We start from the raw sequence: 18,415 nt of genomic DNA on the forward strand, positions 1-18,415 counted from the left end.
AGAGCGGGCATTCGACTATCGGAGTCGCGATATGAAGCCCGCATTTGATGATGTCGGCGGAGAAGTCTATGACTCCGACGATGACACCGGCTCCCACCACTCCGCAATCCACACCATCACGACACCGGGCGCCCGACCCCAACCAACCCCCACACAACCGCGGCCCAGAACCAGTTTCCCCACGACGACCGGGCCCGCCTCAGCCTCCCAACACATCTCCAGGTCCACACCAGCCCCACCGCCCCGTCAACAACCAGCCGCACCAACAGTCCCCGAACGAGCAGGCGCGGGCAGCGCGCCATTACTACCGCAGCCAAACCCCAGAGGATGGCCGCATCACTCAGGTAGAGGCGACTGGAACCCGCTACGCACCAGGACGTCCTGCCTACGATGTGCGGAGGTTCCCACTCAATTCGTGTGAGAACCTCACCGTGCTGACAGTTCGCGTCCACGTGACTCCCAGCCCGAACATGACCCCCGAGGATCTCCGCCGTCTGGTCACCAACACCGAGGAAGCAGCTGACCGCGCCTTCAATACCGCTCCGCAACTCCTGAGCGACGACCGCCTTCTAGTCGACGTCGTCTTCACGTCCGACCCTGCGGATGCTCACCTGCACGTCAACATGGGTAGAGGCGAGTTCGTACGCAACAACTGGTCACTCGTCCACAGCCCTGGGACGATCGCCGACGATCTCCGCATGCATATGGGCCTCATGCCCGCTGCAACCTCCACAAACCCCGTTCCTAACCTGACCGCCGATGACCTGCGCCAAATCAGCAACGACATCGCTGCCGCCCATACACCCACCAGGTTCAGCAACCCATCGGAGACCCGAATCGAAGGCCGACGGCGACTGACTGGGGTTGAACACCCGTCCTACCAGGCATACGTCGAAGACGCTCTACGCACCGGCAACCAGTACGAAGTGGGCGCCGACCCACGGAATCACCCTTATGGCAGGCTGATCAACGACGGCGGCCCAACCTATCCTGGACGCAGCAATAACTGTCTCGATTGCTCCCTCTCAGCACTGTCGTCCTTCTACGGCAACCCCCAGGTATCTGCGCCGCGCTGGCCGGACAGGCTACCCGACGGCAGTTTGGATCGCAGGAACGGCGAGGTCGGTGGCGTCGAACGCGCAACCAGATGGTTGAACCATCCGTGGCATGACCATTCCAGCACGGGTGCCCCGATGTCCAGTCAGTTCGCTGAACTGCATAACCAGGTCGCCGCACTCGGCCCAGGGTCATCCGCCCTTGTTGTCAACCAGTGGCACGCCCGCGATGCCAACGGCCAACCCCGCTACGACCAAAACGGCAATCCCGTTGTCGCTGGAGGCCATGCCACCGTCATCGTCTACCCGCCGGGCGCATCCGGTCCCGTCTGGTGGGACCCTCAAAGCGGCGCAACATCCGACGCACCACCCGCACGAATGGTGGCCAATTCATGTCGCCTCGCGTCTATACAGATTCCGCCCCAAAACCAAGGAGGCCCAACCGATGCCACCCCAGCTCCACACGGAACAACAAGTGCAGGAATACCTGATTCAGGTATTCGGACCGAATCAGCAGCACGAGATATACCCGACCCAACACGGCTGGGTATGCCGTCCGGTCCTGACCCAGGAGGAGATCGACAGGGGCCAAGACCTGGGCCTGGGGAACTACGTGATCAACAAACACACCGGAGTGGTAACAGCACACCGCAGCCTGCCACCACACCTGATCGGGGAGGAATTCGACGAAGCGATCCAGACTGGCCAACCCGTTCAGGGGCACCAGGTCTACCCACCGATGTGGCGAGTACAGATCGAACGAACCCGGGAAACCTCGGAGGAGATCGAGTACAACGTCCAAGCCCAATCACTGACCCAACCACCAGAACCGCCAGTACAACGCCAACTGGTGATCAACAAACACACACTCCGATCCCGAACCAACGTCCCCGGGATCCATCACACCTGCGCCCAAGCAACAGCCTGGGCCGAATGGCAGAGCCACCGGAACGGAACCTGGCCCCAGACCGGAACGTTCGAGTTCTAGCACCTTCTACGGTCACCAGCGCCCACCAGCCTCCAAATTTCCCGCCAGACACCCAACTCCCGCCGGTTCATCCATTCGAGCCTGCTGCAACTGATGCAGGTCCCCAACCCGAACGAGCCACGTCGCCGAGCGACAACCGAAGCGACCCTCCGTCAGCCCAAATCCAGACACGAAGCGAACAGCCGGAACTTCCCAGCGACTCGACTGGTTCTCCCCAGGCGCTGGAGATATCACATCGGCAGGTGGCAGTAGATGATCCCCGAATTAGTCATCTTGTTGAGATGCAGCGCACCGTTCGCCACGCTGCACGGGTTGGATGGCGAACCATGGGCGGCGCAGTGGAGTACCACATCGGGGACGCTTCCGGCATGTTCGTGGGTTTTAGCGGTGAGCGCGATATCGCAATGAATGCACCTCGCGGTACTGAACTGCCCAGCATCGCCCCTCCCTCAACTGGCAATGCAATCGTTCCCGCTCACGAGCCCCCTCAAGGACTCCGGCAGAACGATGCAGAAAACAACATGCTAGAGCATCTCCACCGACAAATAGAAGAAACTTATCCCGCCGGACCCGACGGGATAAACCGAGTAACGGGACATGTACGCCTATTCGTAGAACAGACGCCATGCCCCTCCTGTTCAGATACAATTGACACATTTCGCAGAATGTACCCAGATCTCCAAATAGAGGTCTTCTATGTGACTTCGTACCCACCCGTACGCAAAGACCGACCAACGCTATAGAAAACCTAGCCACCAGAACGGAGCCATATGAGCTTCATAGATGATCTAACCCAGGGCTTGATCGCAAAAGGAATAGTCGACCCGAGCAAGATACAAGGCTGCACCAGCAGTGAAATATCCGCGCTGATGGACTCGCAGGGCGTATCCTCGCTACCCCAAAGGTACATAGAGTTCTTGCTCCGAGGAGGCAAGAATCCATACTGGCTGTCACAGACCGGGGAATGGGATTACGAATGGCTACTCGAGGCGAAGGAACTCGCACGTGAAATCGTGGTTGAAGACTACGAGCGTGACTTTACACCATTCGCTCAATCCTTCATTTTTCAAACCCACCAGGGATACATGTTCTACTATTTCCGACAAGAAGATTTACAGAAAGCCGATCCTCACTTCTGGATATACAGCGGATACCAACCGGTACGGATCAGCGACAGGCCATTCAGCGGCTGGCTTCGCCAACTAGCGGACTACCTTCCAGTAGAGATCGCGGCACGAAAGAGAATGAACCTAGAGTAAAGAGCGTGGCGCTTATCACGACTCAGCTCAACGGCAGGTAGACAAGGCGCCTCCACACCCTCGCAATAACCGTAGGAGTTCGAATGTCCGCGACGCTGCAACAAGGGGTTGCGAACGGTGTACTGTACAGCATTCAATACCCCCTCGATGATGGGACCGTCGAGAAAGTCGTTAATACCTTGACTAAACGACCATCTTTCAACCCCACTCTGGAGAACCAGTACCAAGACCTGAACGAGGCCTTGAAGCTGCCGGAAACAGGAATGGATGGTGCGCGCGGCGGCGTCGGCCGCCACGCGCACCATCGGAACGATCCGGGTCAACCGACCGGCGTCACGTGTATCAGATTGACGCCGGCTCGACCCGCCGCCCTGTAGAGCAGAGCCGAAACGACAGCTGGTGGTCAGCTGGTGGTTATCTGCGTTTCAGCGAAGTGGGGATCGTCCTTGTCCTGGTCTTTCCAGCCATCCTTCTCCTCGGGGCTTCCGATCGGTACGGCTACGACCGTCATCGTGCCGAGTTCGGCGCCCGCAGGTGCGTCCTCGGCGATGCGGAACGGGAGATCGGCCTTGTTCGTTTGCCCAGGAGCCAGTTTGGCGATGTCGTCGTCGATGTTGCAGCTGAGCAGGACACCGTTTTCGGCATTCCGCCCGGTTTCCTGGCAATCATCGCTGTGGTCGAGGGTCATCGAAGGCGGCAGCGAGAAGTTGACCAGGAGGGCTTCCGTTGCCGTTTCGCCGGTATTGGTGACCTCGATGTGGACTGTGCCGCCTGCGCCGGGCGCCACTGGAGCAGGCTGCGTGAGCTCGACCTGCAACACGTGTGGCATTTCCGGGTCCGCCGATGCCACACCCGCAGTTCCTACACCCCACGCCCCCGCGGCCAGTGCTCCTACTGCGACACCGATCAACGGCCGCGTCCATGCTGTATTCGTCACGGTCATAAACCTTCTTTCTGTGTGTGAATACCCCTATGTCCCCGGGGCGCCAGCATGGTAACCCGCAGCAAACCCGGCGGGCGGGCGCCCGAACCGTTCGCCGCACCGCTCACTGGGCTACCGATCTACGGACTGTCCTGCGCATGAGCACTTTCGTCCACACTCCGCCGTCACGACACCGCATACGCAACCGACCCTCCCAATCCTTCCCAGGCTGGGGGAGCAAGCTCGTGGTAGTGAGGAGAAAGGGTCGAACCACCAGCAGCGGGCGACTCGCTCACGACTCCCCTCCGGTGAGTGGGCATTCGCCGAGGCCGAGTGAAGCGCCCTGGACGAACAAGAGCGGAGGGTGCACGCGGCGGCACCGGACGACGACGCCGCGTGCACCCGTCGGAGCGATCCGGGTCAATCGACCGGCGCGACGCGTATCAGGTTTCCGTCGGGGTCTGCGATGACGAACGTGCGTCCGAAGACCTCGTCGTGCGGTTCGGACACGACCTTCACCCCTCGGGCGGTCCACTCGGTGAACAGTTCATCGATGGACTCGGGCGCACCAGGGAGGGCGAGGCATACCTCGTTGGTGCGAACGCTGGTCGTGAGGTCGCCTTCGCTGCCCGCCCACAGGGCCAACTGGATCGTGGGGGCCAGGTCGAATGCGATGAAGCGGGGGGTTTCGAAGCTGGGCTTCATCTCGAACAGGTCCCCATAGAAGCGGGCGGAGGCGGGGGCATCGCTGACGTAGAGGATGAACATGTTCGGGGTGGGCACGGGTGTGTCTCCTTTGGTTTGTGTTGGACGACAGCACCTTGCCGGTCATAGGTGACAGGATCCGTCATATATTCGAAAATCTTTGCTGTGACTCCTGACCGGTTCTTTTCGTTGCTGCTTGCGTTGCAGAGCAGGCACGGCACCACGACGGCACAGTTGGCTGACCGCCTCGGTGTCTCGGCCCGCACGGTGATCCGCGATATCCAGTGGTTGCAGGAAGCGGGATTTCCGGTGCACGTGCAGCGGGGTCGCACGGGCGGGGTGACGCTGCTGCCGGGAGGCGCGCTCGACATCTCCCGCCTCACGCCGAGCGAGCGCGATCACCTCACTTTGAGCGGGCTGGACGATCGGCAACGTCAACGGTTGGGAGCAGCGGCGGACAGTGAGCGGGCGCGGCAGAAGGTGGCGCCCGCAAAGTCAGCGCAGGCTCTGCTCTCGCTCAGCGAAGTGGTCACCACCGACAATCAGCCCTGGTTCGAGCCGGAATCGGACCACGGCGTCACGCCTGCGGAACTCGTCGCAGACCTGCGGCGAGGGGTGCGGCTGCGGCTGCGCTACCGCAGGTCCGCGGAACCACAGCCGACCTGGTGTGTAGTCGACCCATATGGGCTGCTGGCGAAGGCGGGCCGCTGGTATCTGGTGGCCGACGAGCACGCGGCACCGCGGTTGTTTCTGCTCGGCCGGATCAGCGAATGGCGGCCGCTGCGCTCGCCGCGACGGTTACGCAGCGGGGCAACCTTGCACAGTGTCGCGGCTCAGTTGACCTCGAAGTGGGAAGCCCCGGGCGGTATCGCCGTCCACTGCGAACTGAACGCGCGGCAACTCGACCGCGCCCAGCGCATCCTGGGCAGCCGGATGACTGTGCACGAACCGGTAGCGGAAGGACGTATCCGCATCACGGTGGCCTGCCGGGAGCTGGAAGCCGTACGTCAGCTGCTCCAGTTCGGCGACCATATGACGGTCGTCGACCCACCGGAGGCTCGCACACGAATCCGGGAACTGGCCGCGCAAACCCTCCAGCAGTATGGGTAGGCCATAGTGCGGACCCGCTACTCCGCGCTGCGCACGCGCCCCGGGGCGTACAAATGCGATTCCGTGCACGACACCCCGGTCTCGAGCGCCCGCCCGACCAGAACCACCGCCGCCTGCCGCAACCCGGCGGCTTCCACCTGGTCGGCGATATCGGCGAGCGTTCCCCGCAGGATCAACTGCTCGGGTTGGCTGGCCCGATACACCACGGCAACCGGGCAATCGGACCCGTACTCCTCGGCCAATTCGGCTGCCAGAGTGCGGGTTCGGGTGATCGCCAAATGCAGGGCCAGCGTCGCACGGGTGCGGGCGAAGGCGTTGAGGGATTCGGTGCCCGGCATGGCGGTGGAGCGGGCCTGGGTGCGGGTGAGTACCACCGATTGCACGACTTCGGGAACGGTGAGCTCGGTGCCGAGGGCGGCGGCCGCAGCGGCGTAGGCGGGGACGCCGGGAGTGACGTCCCAGGGGACACCGTGGGCGTCGAGGCGGCGGGTTTGTTCGGTGAGGGCCGAGTAGATCGACGGATCGCCGGAGCAGAGGCGGGCGACGTCGCGGCCTGCGCGGTGGGCTCGCACCAGGTGGTCGGTGATCTGGTCGAGATTCAGGTGCTGGGTGTCGATCAGTTCGGTACCGGGAGCGCAGTGGGCGAGCACGTCGGGGTCGAGGTAGGTGCCCGCGTAGAGACACACCGGGCTGTTGCGTAAAAGTTCGACCGCGCGAACCGTCAGCAGGTCCGCGGCGCCGGGCCCGGCCCCGATGAAGTGCACAGTCATGGGGTGAGTGTAGGCAGGGGCGGCGACTCGTCCCCTCGGGCCGGTCCGATGCCTAGCCTTGCACCATCGAGCGGTTGCACACGGTTGCGACCAGGCCGTCTCACCAGCCCAGCCGCCTTCGCGCACCACATCACCTCACCAGTTGGACGCGGTTCCGGTCCGACCCGAGACTGCGCACCGGTGGCTGACGAGCGTATGACCACCCGGCAAAACCTCGCCGACTCGTCGCCCGTGAAATCGAGGACAGCCTGCGAAGACGGTTGCGGTGGTACGACCTCCGCCAAAACCACCCGAGCCGGAGGGGGTAGCTAGTAAGACTCATTTGAGACGACCGGAGCCGGTTGTCACAGCTGTGCGATGAGGAGTTACCGATGAGGGTGCAGAACGGGGCGCCGCCGAAGGATGAGGGAGCCGGGGGCGTACCGGCCGGACTGCGCCGGGTGGTTGCCGCCTCGATGGCGGGCACGGTGGTGGAGTGGTACGAGTTCTTCCTCTACGGCACGGCGGCGACGCTGGTGTTCAGCAAGGTGTTCTTCGCCGAGACCACCGGTGAACTGGACGCGATTCTGGCAGCGTTCGTCACCTATGCGGTGGGGTTCGCGGCCCGGCCGCTGGGCGGGGTGGTGTTCGGGCATTTCGGGGACAAATACGGTCGCAAGAAGCTGCTGCAGTTCAGTCTGCTGCTGGTGGGCAGCGCAACATTCCTGATGGGCTGTCTGCCGACTTTCGGGCAGATCGGGTATTGGGCACCCGCGCTGCTGGTGCTGCTGCGGTTCGTGCAGGGTTTCGCGGTCGGCGGCGAATGGGGCGGTGCGGTGTTGCTGGTGGCCGAGCACAGTCCGGCCCGGGGGCGCGGGTTCTGGGCGAGCTGGCCGCAAGCGGGTGTGCCCGCGGGGAATCTGCTGGCGACGGTGGTGCTCTTGGCGTTGACGTCGACGCTGTCGGAGGATGCGTTCCTGAGCTGGGGTTGGCGGGTGGCGTTCTGGCTGTCCGCAGTGGTGGTGCTGGTTGGCTACTACGTGCGTACCAAGGTCACCGATGCGCCGATTTTCGTGGCGGCGCAGCAGGAGGCCGAGCAGGTGCGGGCGAGCTCGTTCCACGCGTTCGAGGTGTTGCGGCGGTATCCGCGCGGTGTGCTGACCGCGATGGGACTGCGGTTCGGCGAGAACATCATGTACTACCTGGTGGTGACGTTCACCATCACCTATTTGAAGGTGCAGGTGGGCTTGGACACCGACGACATCCTGTGGTGGCTGCTCGTCGCGCACGCGGTGCATTTCGTGGTCATCCCGCTGGCGGGTGGGCTCACCGACCGGGTGGGCAGGCGGCCGGTGTATCTGGTGGGCGCGATAGCCACCGGGACGTGGGGTTTCTTCGCGTTTCCGTTGATGAACAGCGGCCACGCCGTGCTCATCGTGGCCGCCATCATTATCGGCCTGGTGTGTCATGCGCTCATGTACGCGCCGCAGCCGGCGATTATGGCGGAGATGTTCCCGACCCGGATGCGGTATTCCGGTGTGTCGCTCGGCTACCAGGTGACGTCGATCGTCGCCGGGTCGCTGGCCCCGATCATCGCGGTGCGGTTGCTGGACATATTCGATTCGTCGGTGCCGATCGCCTGGTATCTGGCCGCGGCCGCTGCGGTGTCCGCGGTCTCCGTGGCCGCCGCTCGGGAGACGCGCGGCCTGGATCTGGCCGATATCGATCTCAGCGATGCCGAGAGCCGCGTCACCGAACCGCACCGCGAGCCGACGGCGAGTCGATAACAGGTCGCTACCGCGGCCCATGGGCGGTTTCAGAGGATTACTCTGTGGCTTACACCACATTCATGACCACGTGGCGCCACTGATGAATCCGCCTGTTCGGCGCGTCGCAGTCGAAGGGGCAAACAAGGAGTGATCCCCATGAAGGGTGGAGCACGGCTAGCGACGGGGGTGGGAATCGGGTACGTACTCGGCCGCACACATAAGATGCGGCTGGCATTTGCGCTGGCGGGCGCAGCGGTGACCAGACGATCTCCGGGGGCGGGGGACCTGCTGCAGCGCGGTGCCTCGATGCTCGGTTCATCCGCAGATCTGACCCAGCTCACCGAGACGGTGCGCGGACAGTTGCTGCAGGCAGCGCGTGCCGCGGCGGTGACCGCCGCGAGCAACCGCATCGATTCGTTGAACGCCCGCCTGCAACAGCAGACCGCGGATCGACAAGAACCCGAAGAGCCACCGGAGCCGGCCGAGGACGAGTATTCGGACGACGAGCGTGCACCCGCTGAAGAGGAACCGGCCGACGAAGATTCCGGGGCAGCCCCGCAGCCCACCCGCAAACGCACGGTAACGGCTGCCCGGTCACGAACGAGCAGATCCGGTGCGCGCGCATCGAGCGAAGCGTCCGACCGGTCTTCGCCGCGCCGGCGTCGGGTACGCGCCGAAAACGATATCGCGGCGCCGGTGCGGCGCACCTCGAGGTGATAGGCGATGGTGCGGAAATCGCTCGGCGACGTCGCTGAGAAAGTGGGTAAAACCGCTACCGGAGTGGGCAAAACCGCTACTACTGGAGTAGGCAAGACCGCTACCGGAACCGCGAGCCGGGTCGGCGAACTCGCCGCCGGAACGGCCGAGCAGACCACTCCCACCGCGCACCTGCAGCAATCGCTGCAGGGTCTGGCCGCAACAGTGACCGAACGGGCGCTCTCCGGGGTGTCGGACCGGGTGGCCGGGACCGCTGAACGGCTGAATCGCTACGCCGAAGGCGGTGGCGGCAGCCTGCTGGCGACCATGACCGGGGTCGACAAGCTCGCCCACGGTGCATCGCCGTTCAAGGCGGCGATGAGCGCTGGGCTGGCGGGGGTCAAGCGCACGGCCGAGCAGAAGTTCGAGGATGTGAAGAACGCTCTCGGCGGCGGTAAGGGCAAAGGCGGCGGCAAGAAGCTGCGTCTGACGAATATTGTCGAGCAGATCGACGTCGGGGTGCCGGTCCGGCTCGCCTACGACCAGTGGACCCAGTTCGCGGACTTCCCGAAGTTCATGAAAAAAGTCGAACAGGTCGAGCAGGCCGCCGACGAGAAACTCCAGTGGACCGGAAAGGTGTTCTGGTCGCGGCGAACCTGGGAATCCACGATCCTGGAGCAGGTACCGTTCGAGCGGATCGTGTGGCGTTCGAAGGGACACAAAGGCTATATCGACGGAGCGGTGTCCTTCCACGAGATCACTTCCGATTTGACGCGCATCATCGTGGTGCTCGAGTACCACCCCAACGGGGTCTTCGAGAAGACCGCCAATCTGTGGCGTGCGGCAGGTCGCCGGTCCCGCCTCGAGCTCAAGCATTTCCAGCGTCATGTCATGACCGAGGCCGTATTGCATCCGGACGACCTATCGGGATGGCACGGCGAGATCCGGGACAGCGAAGTTGTCGAGGACGACGAGACCGCCCGCCGTAAGGAGCGCGACAGCAACGCCGAAGACGAAGCGGCGGAAGCCGAGGACTACGAGGAATACACGACGTACCCAGAAGACGCCGAAGACACCGACTTCGGCGAACAGGAAGGCGAGGAAGCAGCGGACGACTCCGCCGAAGACGAAACACCGGACCAAGAGGACGAAGACATCGAGCGTCCCCGCCGCCGCCCGCAGGCCCAGCGCAGCACCACACGCCGGACCAGAGCGACTGCCGGACGAAGAGGAGCACGGGCATGAGCATCGAACCAGCAGGCGGAGGTGGTGGCGGCACCATGGCCCGCCCGAACTCTTCGGGCCTAGCCGACGTCATCGATACGATCCTCGACAAAGGACTGGTCATCGACGCGTTCGTCCGCGTGTCGCTGGTCGGCATCGAACTGGTGACCGTCGACGCACGGGTCGTGGTGGCCAGTGTCGACACTTATCTACGTTTCGCCGAAGCGGTCAACCGACTCGAAATATCCGAGACCGAGCCGAAAGGTCTGCCGGATCTGGTCAGCGATATCACCGAGGGCGGCGCGAAGCACAAGACCAAGGGCGCTATCGAGGCCGCTGGGGAAAAGGTCATGGGCTTTCTCGACGACGTCGAGGGCAAACGTCAGCAGGCGAGCAGGCCATCGCAACGAAGGGAGCCGTGATGTCTGCCGAGCCGGCCACCGAGGCACCCGCCACCGGCCGTAGCACCGCAGTGTATGTGTACGGCATCGTGCCTGCCGATGTGCAGCCCGAGGAGCGCGCCTCGGGTGTCGGTGATCCCCCGGGCAAAGTCTCGGTGGTGCGGCACGGCGAAGTCGCTGCCCTGGTCAGCGAGGTCCCGGCCGAACGGCCCCTCGGCACCCCCACCGACCTCACGGCCCACGCGGAACTATTGGACGGTTCCGCGGCCGTCGTCCCGGTACTGCCGTTGCGGTTCGGTGCGGTCATGACCGATACGGCGGCGGTGGAAAAAGAGCTGCTGGAAGCCAATCACGAAGAATTCCGTGCCGCCCTGGAACAACTGGAGGGCCGAGCGCAGTTCGTGATCAAGGGACGCTACGTCGAGGAGCAGATCTTGCGCGAGCTGCTCGACGCCAACCCCCAGGCCGGCCGGTTGCGGGAGGAGATTCGCGATAAGCCGGAAGATGCCACCCGCGACGCCCGGATGGCGCTGGGCGAGCTCATCAACCAGGGGGTCGAGGCCGCACGCGTCGCGGACACGCGCCGGGTGATCGATATGCTCGCCCCGTTCGATCCCATGGTGAACGAGCGGCGGCCCACCCATGAGGAGGACGCGGTCCATATCGCGGTTCTGCTCGATCTGTCGCGGCAGGGCGAACTAGAGGAGATGCTGGGCAGTCTCGCGCAGGAGTGGGACGGCCGCGTGGTGCTGAGCCTGCTCGGCCCGATGGCGGCCTACGACTTCGTGATGAAGCGAGAACCGGAGGGCTGACCCATGGGGTTGGTCTCGGCGCTGCTCACGTTGCCGCTCGCTCCGATCCGTGGAGTGATCTGGCTGGGTGAGCTGATTCAGGATCAGGTCGAGCAGCAACTCCACGACCCGGCGACCATCCGGCGCGAACTCGAGGATATCGATCGGGCGGCAGCAGCAGGTCAGCTGTCCGAAGAGGAGCGGGCGCGAGCGCAGCAGGCGGTCCTCGACCGCATGATCCGCCCGCCCGGCGCCACGACACCGACCGAAGGAAGGGAGGGGCCCGGGTGAGTGGCCGCATTACCTCCGAAGATTCCGGCGACGTCCACGAATCCGAATCGGGTCGGCTGCCTCCCCTGACCGCGGCACAGGCGGGCGCCGCGGCGATCGAACACCTCGCGGAGCTGACGTCGAAACACGTGCAGGGAGCCACCTCGGTCGAGCCGACGGAGGTGGGCTGGGTGGTGGAGATCGAGGTGGTCGAGGACCGGCGTATCCCTTCCACGGCGGACATGCTGGCGCTGTACGAGGTGGAGATCGACCTGGACGGAAACCTGCTGGCCTACCGCAGAACCAAGCGCTACGGGCGCGGCAGCAGCGATATCGGTGCAGGAGGCAGGACATGACCGTCGTAGGGGGCGGGACATCGGCACCGCAGCCGTACGGCGGCGGGCATCAGTCGACGAATCTCGGCGATATTCTCGAGCGTGTCCTCGACAAGGGCCTGGTGATCGCGGGCGATATCCAAGTGAATCTGCTCGATATCGAGCTGCTCACCATCAAATTGCGGTTGGTGATCGCCTCGCTGGAAACCGCGAAGGCAGTGGGTATCGACTGGTGGGAAACCGACCCCTGGCTCAACAGCAAGGCCCGCACCCTCGAACGGCAGGATCGCGACCTCGAACTAGAGAACCGGGAACTGCGCGACCGGATTGCCGAACTCGAGGCCGGACGCGACCGCGGTGCGGCCATAGAGCGCACGCGGGCACCGGTGGAAGAGCGGGACCATGACTGACGGCGCCGGGGTGTGGCTCTACGCCGTGACGAGTGCCACCGCAAGCGAGCCACCCGAGATGACCGGGATCGCGGGTGAAACGGTGCGTACCGTCGTATCGGACCGTCTGGTGGCGGTTGTCGGATCGGTGCCGCTCGCGGTGTTCGGGGCCGAGCCACTGCGGCGCAACCTGGAAGACCTGCCCTGGCTAGAGGCGACCGCCCGAGCACACGACGCCGTTGTCTCCGCTGTGGCGCGACGGGGTCCGACCATTCCGCTGCGCCTGGCCACCGTCTATCTCGACGATGCCCGAGTGCGTGAGCTGCTCGACGAGCGGCGGCCGGATTTCGAATCGGCGCTGGCCCTGGTGACCGGCCGCACGGAATGGGGCGTCAAGGCGTACGGTGACCGCGCCGCCCTCACCACCGCAGTGGCCGAGGCGCGGGCGGCGAGCAGCGCCAAGGGCGCGGGCACAGCGTATCTGCTCCGTCGCCGCGCGCAGCTGTCCGCGCAGGAGACCGTCGAACACGACGCTGCGGTGCGCGCCGACGAGATCCACGCCCGCCTCGTCCGCCAGGCCGCAGCGGGCAGGCGTCAGGCGGCGACAGATCCGGTGTTGAGCGGCAGCCGGGACTGGATGGTACTCAACGGCACCTACCTGGTGGACGATGAGCGGGCCGACGAGTTCGCCGCAACGGTCGGAGAGCTCGGCAAAGAATATGCCGGGATCCGGCTGGAGATCACCGGTCCGTGGCCGCCGTATTCGTTCGCGGGTGTGGAACGGGAGGCCGTATGAGACAGCTCGATGCGGGCGTCGACGGCGAGCGCCGCATCGCCCTCATCGATCTCTTGGACCGGGTGCTGGCCGGTGGCGTCGTCATCACGGGCGATATCAGGCTTTCGGTCGCCGACGTCGACATGGTGCAGATCTCGCTGCGTGCGCTGATCTCCTCGATCAGTGCCCTTCCCGGGTTGGGACCGGAATCCGCCGCCCCACGTGACGAACTGGAATCGAGCTGAGATGCCGGAGAGGGCTGGGATGGCTGATTTCGACGGTTTATCGCCCCGGATCGACTCGGACCCGGAATCGGTTGAGCGCGGCCTCGTCACGCTCGTGCTGACCCTGGTGGAGCTGCTGCGGCAGCTGATGGAACGCCAGGCGTTGCGGCGGGTCGACGAGGGCGATCTGAGCGAGGCGCAGATCGAGCGGATCGGCACCACCCTGATGCTGCTCGAGGAACGTATGGCGGAGTTGCGGGACCACTTCGGGCTCACACCCGAGGACCTCAATATCGATCTGGGTCCGCTGGGAACGCTGCTGCCCCGGGAATGAGGATCGCCTGAGCCGAGTGCGGACGGCGACATTCATGTCAGCGCGGCCAGCGCCATCCGGCGCAGGATCGGCCGAGTGCGCCCGATGGGTCCCGCACTGTACGGGGTGGAGTTGAGCAGGCCGAACGCGGCGTGCGCCTGCACGCGGGCGGAGTCTTCGGCGAGCTCGGGCCGCAGCTCACGCAGCACCCGCACCCAGATCTCGACATAGCGGCGCTGGGTGCGGCGGATCTCGCGACGCGCCTCGGGGGGCACGTTGTCCAGGTCGCGGTCCTGGATGCTGATGAGTTCCGGTTCGTTGAGCGCGAAGTCGAGGTGGACGTCGATGAGCCCGGCCAGCGCTTCGGCGGGGGATGCGGTGGACTCGACGACTGTTTGTCCGCCTTCGAGCAGGCGGCGGCTTATCCCGACGAGCAGTTCGACGAGCAGGGCTTCCTTGTTGGGGAAATGCCGGTAGACGGCGGGGCCGCTGATTCCGACCGCCGCACCCAGGTCGTCCAGCCGCATGCCGAGGAAGCCTCGTTCGGCGATCAACCGGGCGCCCGCGGCGAGCAATTGCTTGCGGCGTTGGGCTTTCTGCAGTTCACGGCGGGTCGGGGTGATGGATTCGGTGCCGGTCACCGCAACTCCTTCCCCGGCGGGTAGACAACTCAGTTAGTCAATATTAACCTGATTCCAGTTATCGGTGACTAACTGGATGACAGGATCGCGTGATGACGGTAACCAATGATGCCCGCGCAGGTGCACCGGCCGATAATCGGACGGCCCATCTGGCGCTCGTCGGCGAGCTGCGCGCCCGGCTCGCCGCGGCCGCCCTCGGCGGGCCGGAGAAGGCGCGGCAACGCCATATCGCGCGCGGCAAACTCCTGCCCAGACAGCGGGTCGATCAACTGCTCGACCCGGGCAGCCCGTTCCTGGAACTGTCGCCGCTGGCCGCGAACGGCATGTACGACGACGAAAGCCCCGGTGCGGGCGTTATCGCCGGTATCGGCCGGGTATCGGGCCGGGAATGCGTGATCGTCGCCAACGACGCGACCGTCAAGGGCGGCACCTACTACCCGATCAGCGTCAAAAAACATCTGCGCGCCCAGGAGATCGCGCTGCAAAATCAGTTGCCCTGCCTCTACCTGGTCGATTCCGGCGGCGCGTACCTGCCGCACCAGGACGAGGTGTTCCCGGATCGAGAGCATTTCGGCCGCATCTTCTACAACCAAGCCCAGCTGAGCGCCCACGGTATCGCGCAGATCGCGGCGGTGCTCGGTTCCTGCACGGCGGGCGGGGCGTATGTGCCTGCGATGAGCGATGAAGCGGTGATCGTGCGCAACCAGGGCACCATCTTCCTCGGCGGTCCGCCGCTGGTGAAAGCGGCGACCGGCGAGGTGGTGACCGCCGAGGAACTGGGCGGCGGCGAATTGCATTCGCGCACTTCAGGCGTTACCGATCATCTGGCCGAAGACGACCAGGACGCGCTGCGTATCGTCCGCCGTATCGTCGCCACACTCGGACCTCGGCCGCCCGCGCCCTGGCAGGTGCTGCCGCCGCAGGAACCCGCGGCGCCGCCGGACGAGCTGTACGACGTGGTTCCCGTGGATGCGCGCACCCCCTACGACGTACGCGAAGTGATCCGGCGCGTCATAGACGCGGGTGCCGCAGACGACGGAGGCGACGGATTCCACGAATTCAAAGCCGAATACGGGAAAACACTGGTCACCGGGTTCGCCCGCATCCACGGGCATCCGGTGGGGATTGTCGCCAACAACGGGGTGCTGTTCAGCGAATCTGCCATGAAGGGCGCGCATTTCATCGAACTCTGCGATAAACGCGCCATACCGCTGCTGTTCCTGCAGAACATCACCGGCTTCATGGTCGGCCGCGACTACGAGGCGGGCGGTATCGCCAAACACGGTGCGAAGATGGTGACCGCCGTGGCCTGCGCGCGGGTGCCGAAACTGACAGTGGTGATCGGAGGTTCCTACGGTGCGGGCAACTATTCGATGTGCGGGCGGGCGTATTCGCCGCGGTTCCTGTGGATGTGGCCGAATGCCAGGATTTCGGTGATGGGCGGCGAACAGGCGGCGTCGGTGCTGGCGACAGTGCGCGGCGACCAGCTCGACAGCCGCGGTGAACCGTGGAGCGAGGCCGACCAGGAGGCGTTCAAGGCGCCGATCCGGCAGCAGTACGAAGAACAGGGCAACCCCTACTATTCGACCGCGCGGATCTGGGACGACGGCGTCATCGACCCGGCCGACACCAGAACCGTGCTCGGGCTGGCGTTGTCGGTGTGCGCGCAAGCGCCCCTGGAACCAGTCTCCTACGGCGTTTTCCGGATGTGATGGCAATGCTGGATTCGAATCATCCCCTCGGTTTCGGCACCGTACTGGTCGCCAACCGCGGCGAGATCGCGGTGCGCGTTATTCGCACGCTGCGTCGCCTGGGCATCCGCTCGGTCGCCGTCTACAGCGACGCCGACGCCGACGCCAGGCACGTGCACGACGCCGACACCGCGGTGCGGCTCGGTCCTGCACCGGCCCGGGACAGTTACCTGAATATCGACAGGGTCGTGGATGCGGCGGTCCGCAGCGGCGCGCAAGCGGTGCACCCGGGTTACGGGTTCCTGTCCGAGAACGCCGCGTTCGCTGCGGCGCTGGCAGAGGCGGGGATCGTGTTCCTCGGCCCGCCTGCGAAGGCGATCGAGGTGATGGGCGACAAGATCGCCGCCAAGACCACGGTGTCAGCATCCGGTGTTCCGGTGGTGCCGGGTATCGCCGAACCCGGACTCACCGATACGGCGCTCATCGCGGCGGCCACCGATATCGGTTACCCGGTGTTGATCAAACCGTCCGCGGGCGGCGGCGGAAAAGGGATGCGGCTGGTCACCGAACCCGGACAGCTGCCCGACGCGCTGACCAGCGCGCGCCGGGAGGCCGCCGCCGCGTTCGGTGACGACACCCTGTTCCTGGAGCGTTTCGTCACCCGCCCCCGCCATATCGAGGTGCAGATTCTCGCCGACCAGCACGGCAACGTCGTGCACCTGGGCGAGCGCGAATGCAGCCTGCAGCGACGGCACCAGAAGGTGATCGAGGAAGCGCCGTCACCACTGCTGGATGCCGCGACGCGGGCCAGGATCGGCGCGGCCGCCTGCGACACCGCCCGCAGCGTCGACTATGTCGGCGCGGGAACAGTGGAGTTCATCGTCTCCGCCGACCGGCCCGAGGAGTTCTTCTTCATGGAGATGAACACCCGTCTGCAGGTCGAGCATCCGGTGACGGAGATGGTGACCGGGTTCGACCTCGTCGAATGCCAGGTGCGGATCGCCGACGGGCAGCGGATCACGGTTGCCCAAGACGAGATTCGCCTCGTCGGTCACGCCATCGAAGCGCGGGTGTATGCCGAGGACCCGGCGCGCGGCTTCCTGCCCACCGGCGGCACCGTGCTGGAACTGTCCGAACCCGAAAGCCGGGGGGTGCGGGTCGACTCGGGTCTGCGCACCGGAACTGTCGTCGGCAGCGATTACGACCCGATGCTGTCGAAGGTGATCGCGTACGGCGCCGACCGCGCTGCCGCGCTCGCGACACTCGATCGTGCGCTCGCCGACACCGTGCTGCTCGGCGTGACCACCAATATCGAGTTCCTGCGTTTCCTGCTCGCCGACCCTGACGTTGCCGCGGGCCGCCTCGACACCGCCCTCCTGGATACCCGCTCCGCCGACTTCACCCCCTCCCCTGCCCCCGACGAGGCCTTCGCCGCTGCGGCCGTCTACCACTGGCTCCAACTGTGGCCGGACGCGCCCGGCGACCCGTGGCATATCCCGTCCGGCTGGCGGGTCGGCACGCCCGCACCTGTACCCATCCGGCTCGCGAGCGGCGACCGGGCCGAGCACGTCTACCTCACCGGCAGCCCTGATTCCGCCGAACTCCGTATCGGCGATACGGACCCGGTACCGGTCTCGACGGCACACCCAGCACCCGGTGTGCTCTCCCTGACCCTCGACGGTGTCAGCAACGACTACCGCGTCGCCGAACACGACAACCGGCTGTGGCTGGCCGGGTCGTTCGGCATCGCCGTCCTGCACCAGATCGCTGAAGCCGCAGTACGCGGGGACGACACTCAGGTGGGCGACACCGATATCCGCAGCCCCATGCCGGGCTCGGTTATCGCCGTCCCGGTCGTCTCGGGCACCCAGGTCACCTCAGGTGCGCCGGTGGTCGTCGTGGAAGCGATGAAGATGGAACACACCCTCACCGCACCCGTTGCGGGCATCATCGAAGTACTCGTCACCCCAGGAACCCAGGTGAGCCTGGACCAGGTGCTCGCGCGGGTCCACACTTCGCCGGTCGAAGACGTACCCGCCGCCTCGCCACCCGATCCCGCAGCGCAATCCGCTCTTCCTAGCGGGGAGCCCCCGCAGTGATCGGCACAC

Annotated in this window: 22 protein-coding genes and 1 pseudogene; 19 read left to right on the top strand and 4 right to left on the bottom strand. The window is 65.1% G+C overall.

Annotation, left to right across the window (positions count from 1 at the left end):
• Positions 1–713: 713 nt before the first annotated feature.
• The 5 genes and pseudogenes from B0T44_RS27985 to B0T44_RS26500 form a co-directional block, all read left to right on the top strand.
• Positions 714–1,394, top strand: a pseudogene (locus B0T44_RS27985) (toxin glutamine deamidase domain-containing protein); the annotation flags it as partial.
• Between the two features lie 106 nt (positions 1,395–1,500).
• Positions 1,501–2,043: a hypothetical protein gene (locus B0T44_RS27990; RefSeq protein ID WP_077119261.1), complete on the top strand. Its 543-nt coding sequence runs from the start codon at positions 1,501–1,503 to the stop codon at positions 2,041–2,043.
• Positions 2,044–2,447: 404 nt separating this feature from the next.
• The gene (locus tag B0T44_RS28545; RefSeq protein WP_367947000.1) at positions 2,448–2,786 is read left to right on the top strand and encodes a deaminase domain-containing protein; all 339 of its coding nucleotides are present in this window, start codon (positions 2,448–2,450) and stop codon (positions 2,784–2,786) included.
• Between the two features lie 27 nt (positions 2,787–2,813).
• Complete coding sequence (locus tag B0T44_RS10935; RefSeq protein WP_077119264.1) at positions 2,814–3,302, top strand: hypothetical protein; 489 nt, start codon at positions 2,814–2,816, stop codon at positions 3,300–3,302.
• Positions 3,303–3,385: 83 nt separating this feature from the next.
• On the top strand, positions 3,386–3,679 hold the full coding sequence (locus B0T44_RS26500; RefSeq protein WP_139347922.1) for a hypothetical protein: 294 nt from the start codon (positions 3,386–3,388) through the stop codon (positions 3,677–3,679).
• Between the two features lie 26 nt (positions 3,680–3,705).
• On the opposite strand, the gene B0T44_RS10940 is transcribed toward B0T44_RS26500, so the two are convergent.
• Together B0T44_RS10940 and B0T44_RS10945 are read right to left on the bottom strand one after the other, a co-directional pair.
• Positions 3,706–4,239, bottom strand: coding sequence for a COG1361 family protein (locus B0T44_RS10940; protein ID WP_139347923.1), 534 nt, complete (start codon positions 4,237–4,239; stop codon positions 3,706–3,708).
• Positions 4,240–4,644: 405 nt separating this feature from the next.
• Positions 4,645–5,007: a VOC family protein gene (locus B0T44_RS10945; protein ID WP_077119270.1), complete on the bottom strand. Its 363-nt coding sequence runs from the start codon at positions 5,005–5,007 to the stop codon at positions 4,645–4,647.
• A gap of 87 nt (positions 5,008–5,094) precedes the next feature.
• On the opposite strand from B0T44_RS10945, the gene B0T44_RS10950 reads away from it, so the two are divergent.
• Positions 5,095–6,039, top strand: a complete 945-nt coding sequence (locus B0T44_RS10950; RefSeq protein WP_077119274.1) for a helix-turn-helix transcriptional regulator — start codon at positions 5,095–5,097, stop codon at positions 6,037–6,039.
• A 17-nt stretch (positions 6,040–6,056) separates the two neighbouring features.
• Here B0T44_RS10950 and cobM read toward each other — a convergent pair whose 3' ends face one another.
• Positions 6,057–6,809, bottom strand: a complete 753-nt coding sequence (gene cobM, locus B0T44_RS10955) for a precorrin-4 C(11)-methyltransferase (protein ID WP_077119277.1) — start codon at positions 6,807–6,809, stop codon at positions 6,057–6,059.
• A gap of 371 nt (positions 6,810–7,180) precedes the next feature.
• On the opposite strand from cobM, the gene B0T44_RS10960 reads away from it, so the two are divergent.
• The 11 genes from B0T44_RS10960 (at position 7,181) to B0T44_RS11010 (ending at position 13,996) form a co-directional block, all read left to right on the top strand.
• Positions 7,181–8,575, top strand: a complete 1,395-nt coding sequence (locus B0T44_RS10960; protein WP_077119280.1) for an MFS transporter — start codon at positions 7,181–7,183, stop codon at positions 8,573–8,575.
• A gap of 138 nt (positions 8,576–8,713) precedes the next feature.
• On the top strand, positions 8,714–9,274 hold the full coding sequence (locus B0T44_RS10965; RefSeq protein ID WP_077119283.1) for a hypothetical protein: 561 nt from the start codon (positions 8,714–8,716) through the stop codon (positions 9,272–9,274).
• Positions 9,275–9,283: 9 nt separating this feature from the next.
• Positions 9,284–10,498, top strand: coding sequence for an SRPBCC family protein (locus B0T44_RS10970; protein ID WP_217697534.1), 1,215 nt, complete (start codon positions 9,284–9,286; stop codon positions 10,496–10,498).
• Positions 10,495–10,899: a gas vesicle protein GvpJ gene (gvpJ, locus tag B0T44_RS10975; RefSeq protein ID WP_175648088.1), complete on the top strand. Its 405-nt coding sequence runs from the start codon at positions 10,495–10,497 to the stop codon at positions 10,897–10,899. The genes B0T44_RS10970 and gvpJ (B0T44_RS10975) overlap by 4 nt, the downstream gene beginning before the upstream one ends.
• Entirely contained in the window at positions 10,899–11,690 is a 792-nt protein-coding gene (locus tag B0T44_RS10980) for a GvpL/GvpF family gas vesicle protein (protein WP_077119285.1), read from the top strand. The genes gvpJ (B0T44_RS10975) and B0T44_RS10980 overlap by 1 nt, the downstream gene beginning before the upstream one ends.
• Before the next feature lie 3 nt (positions 11,691–11,693).
• The gene (locus tag B0T44_RS10985; RefSeq protein ID WP_077119289.1) at positions 11,694–11,960 is read left to right on the top strand and encodes a gas vesicle protein GvpG; all 267 of its coding nucleotides are present in this window, start codon (positions 11,694–11,696) and stop codon (positions 11,958–11,960) included.
• Positions 11,961–11,968: 8 nt separating this feature from the next.
• Positions 11,969–12,295: a gas vesicle protein GvpO gene (locus B0T44_RS10990; protein WP_425436837.1), complete on the top strand. Its 327-nt coding sequence runs from the start codon at positions 11,969–11,971 to the stop codon at positions 12,293–12,295.
• Positions 12,292–12,684 carry a gas vesicle protein GvpJ gene (gene gvpJ, locus B0T44_RS10995; RefSeq protein WP_077119291.1) on the top strand — a complete coding sequence of 131 codons (393 nt, stop codon included), beginning with the start codon at positions 12,292–12,294 and terminating at the stop codon, positions 12,682–12,684. Before B0T44_RS10990 ends, gvpJ (B0T44_RS10995) begins: the two co-directional genes overlap by 4 nt.
• Entirely contained in the window at positions 12,677–13,459 is a 783-nt protein-coding gene (locus tag B0T44_RS11000) for a GvpL/GvpF family gas vesicle protein (RefSeq protein WP_077119294.1), read from the top strand. The genes gvpJ (B0T44_RS10995) and B0T44_RS11000 overlap by 8 nt, the downstream gene beginning before the upstream one ends.
• Positions 13,456–13,683, top strand: a complete 228-nt coding sequence (locus B0T44_RS11005; protein WP_077119296.1) for a gas vesicle protein — start codon at positions 13,456–13,458, stop codon at positions 13,681–13,683. Before B0T44_RS11000 ends, B0T44_RS11005 begins: the two co-directional genes overlap by 4 nt.
• Positions 13,684–13,702: 19 nt before the next feature.
• Positions 13,703–13,996: a gas vesicle protein K gene (locus tag B0T44_RS11010; RefSeq protein WP_077119298.1), complete on the top strand. Its 294-nt coding sequence runs from the start codon at positions 13,703–13,705 to the stop codon at positions 13,994–13,996.
• Between the two features lie 32 nt (positions 13,997–14,028).
• On the opposite strand, the gene B0T44_RS11015 is transcribed toward B0T44_RS11010, so the two are convergent.
• Positions 14,029–14,616 carry an SACE_7040 family transcriptional regulator gene (locus B0T44_RS11015; protein ID WP_081511943.1) on the bottom strand — a complete coding sequence of 196 codons (588 nt, stop codon included), beginning with the start codon at positions 14,614–14,616 and terminating at the stop codon, positions 14,029–14,031.
• Positions 14,617–14,708: 92 nt separating this feature from the next.
• On the opposite strand from B0T44_RS11015, the gene B0T44_RS11020 reads away from it, so the two are divergent.
• Both B0T44_RS11020 and B0T44_RS11025 read left to right on the top strand, forming a co-directional pair.
• Positions 14,709–16,328: a carboxyl transferase domain-containing protein gene (locus B0T44_RS11020; protein ID WP_077119302.1), complete on the top strand. Its 1,620-nt coding sequence runs from the start codon at positions 14,709–14,711 to the stop codon at positions 16,326–16,328.
• 5 nt (positions 16,329–16,333) lie between these two features.
• On the top strand, positions 16,334–18,406 hold the full coding sequence (locus B0T44_RS11025; RefSeq protein ID WP_077119528.1) for an acetyl-CoA carboxylase biotin carboxylase subunit: 2,073 nt from the start codon (positions 16,334–16,336) through the stop codon (positions 18,404–18,406).
• The last annotated feature ends 9 nt before the right edge of the window (positions 18,407–18,415 follow it).

This window comes from Nocardia donostiensis (assembly GCF_002081715.1).
Taxonomy (GTDB): Bacteria; Actinomycetota; Actinomycetes; order Mycobacteriales; family Mycobacteriaceae; genus Nocardia; species Nocardia donostiensis.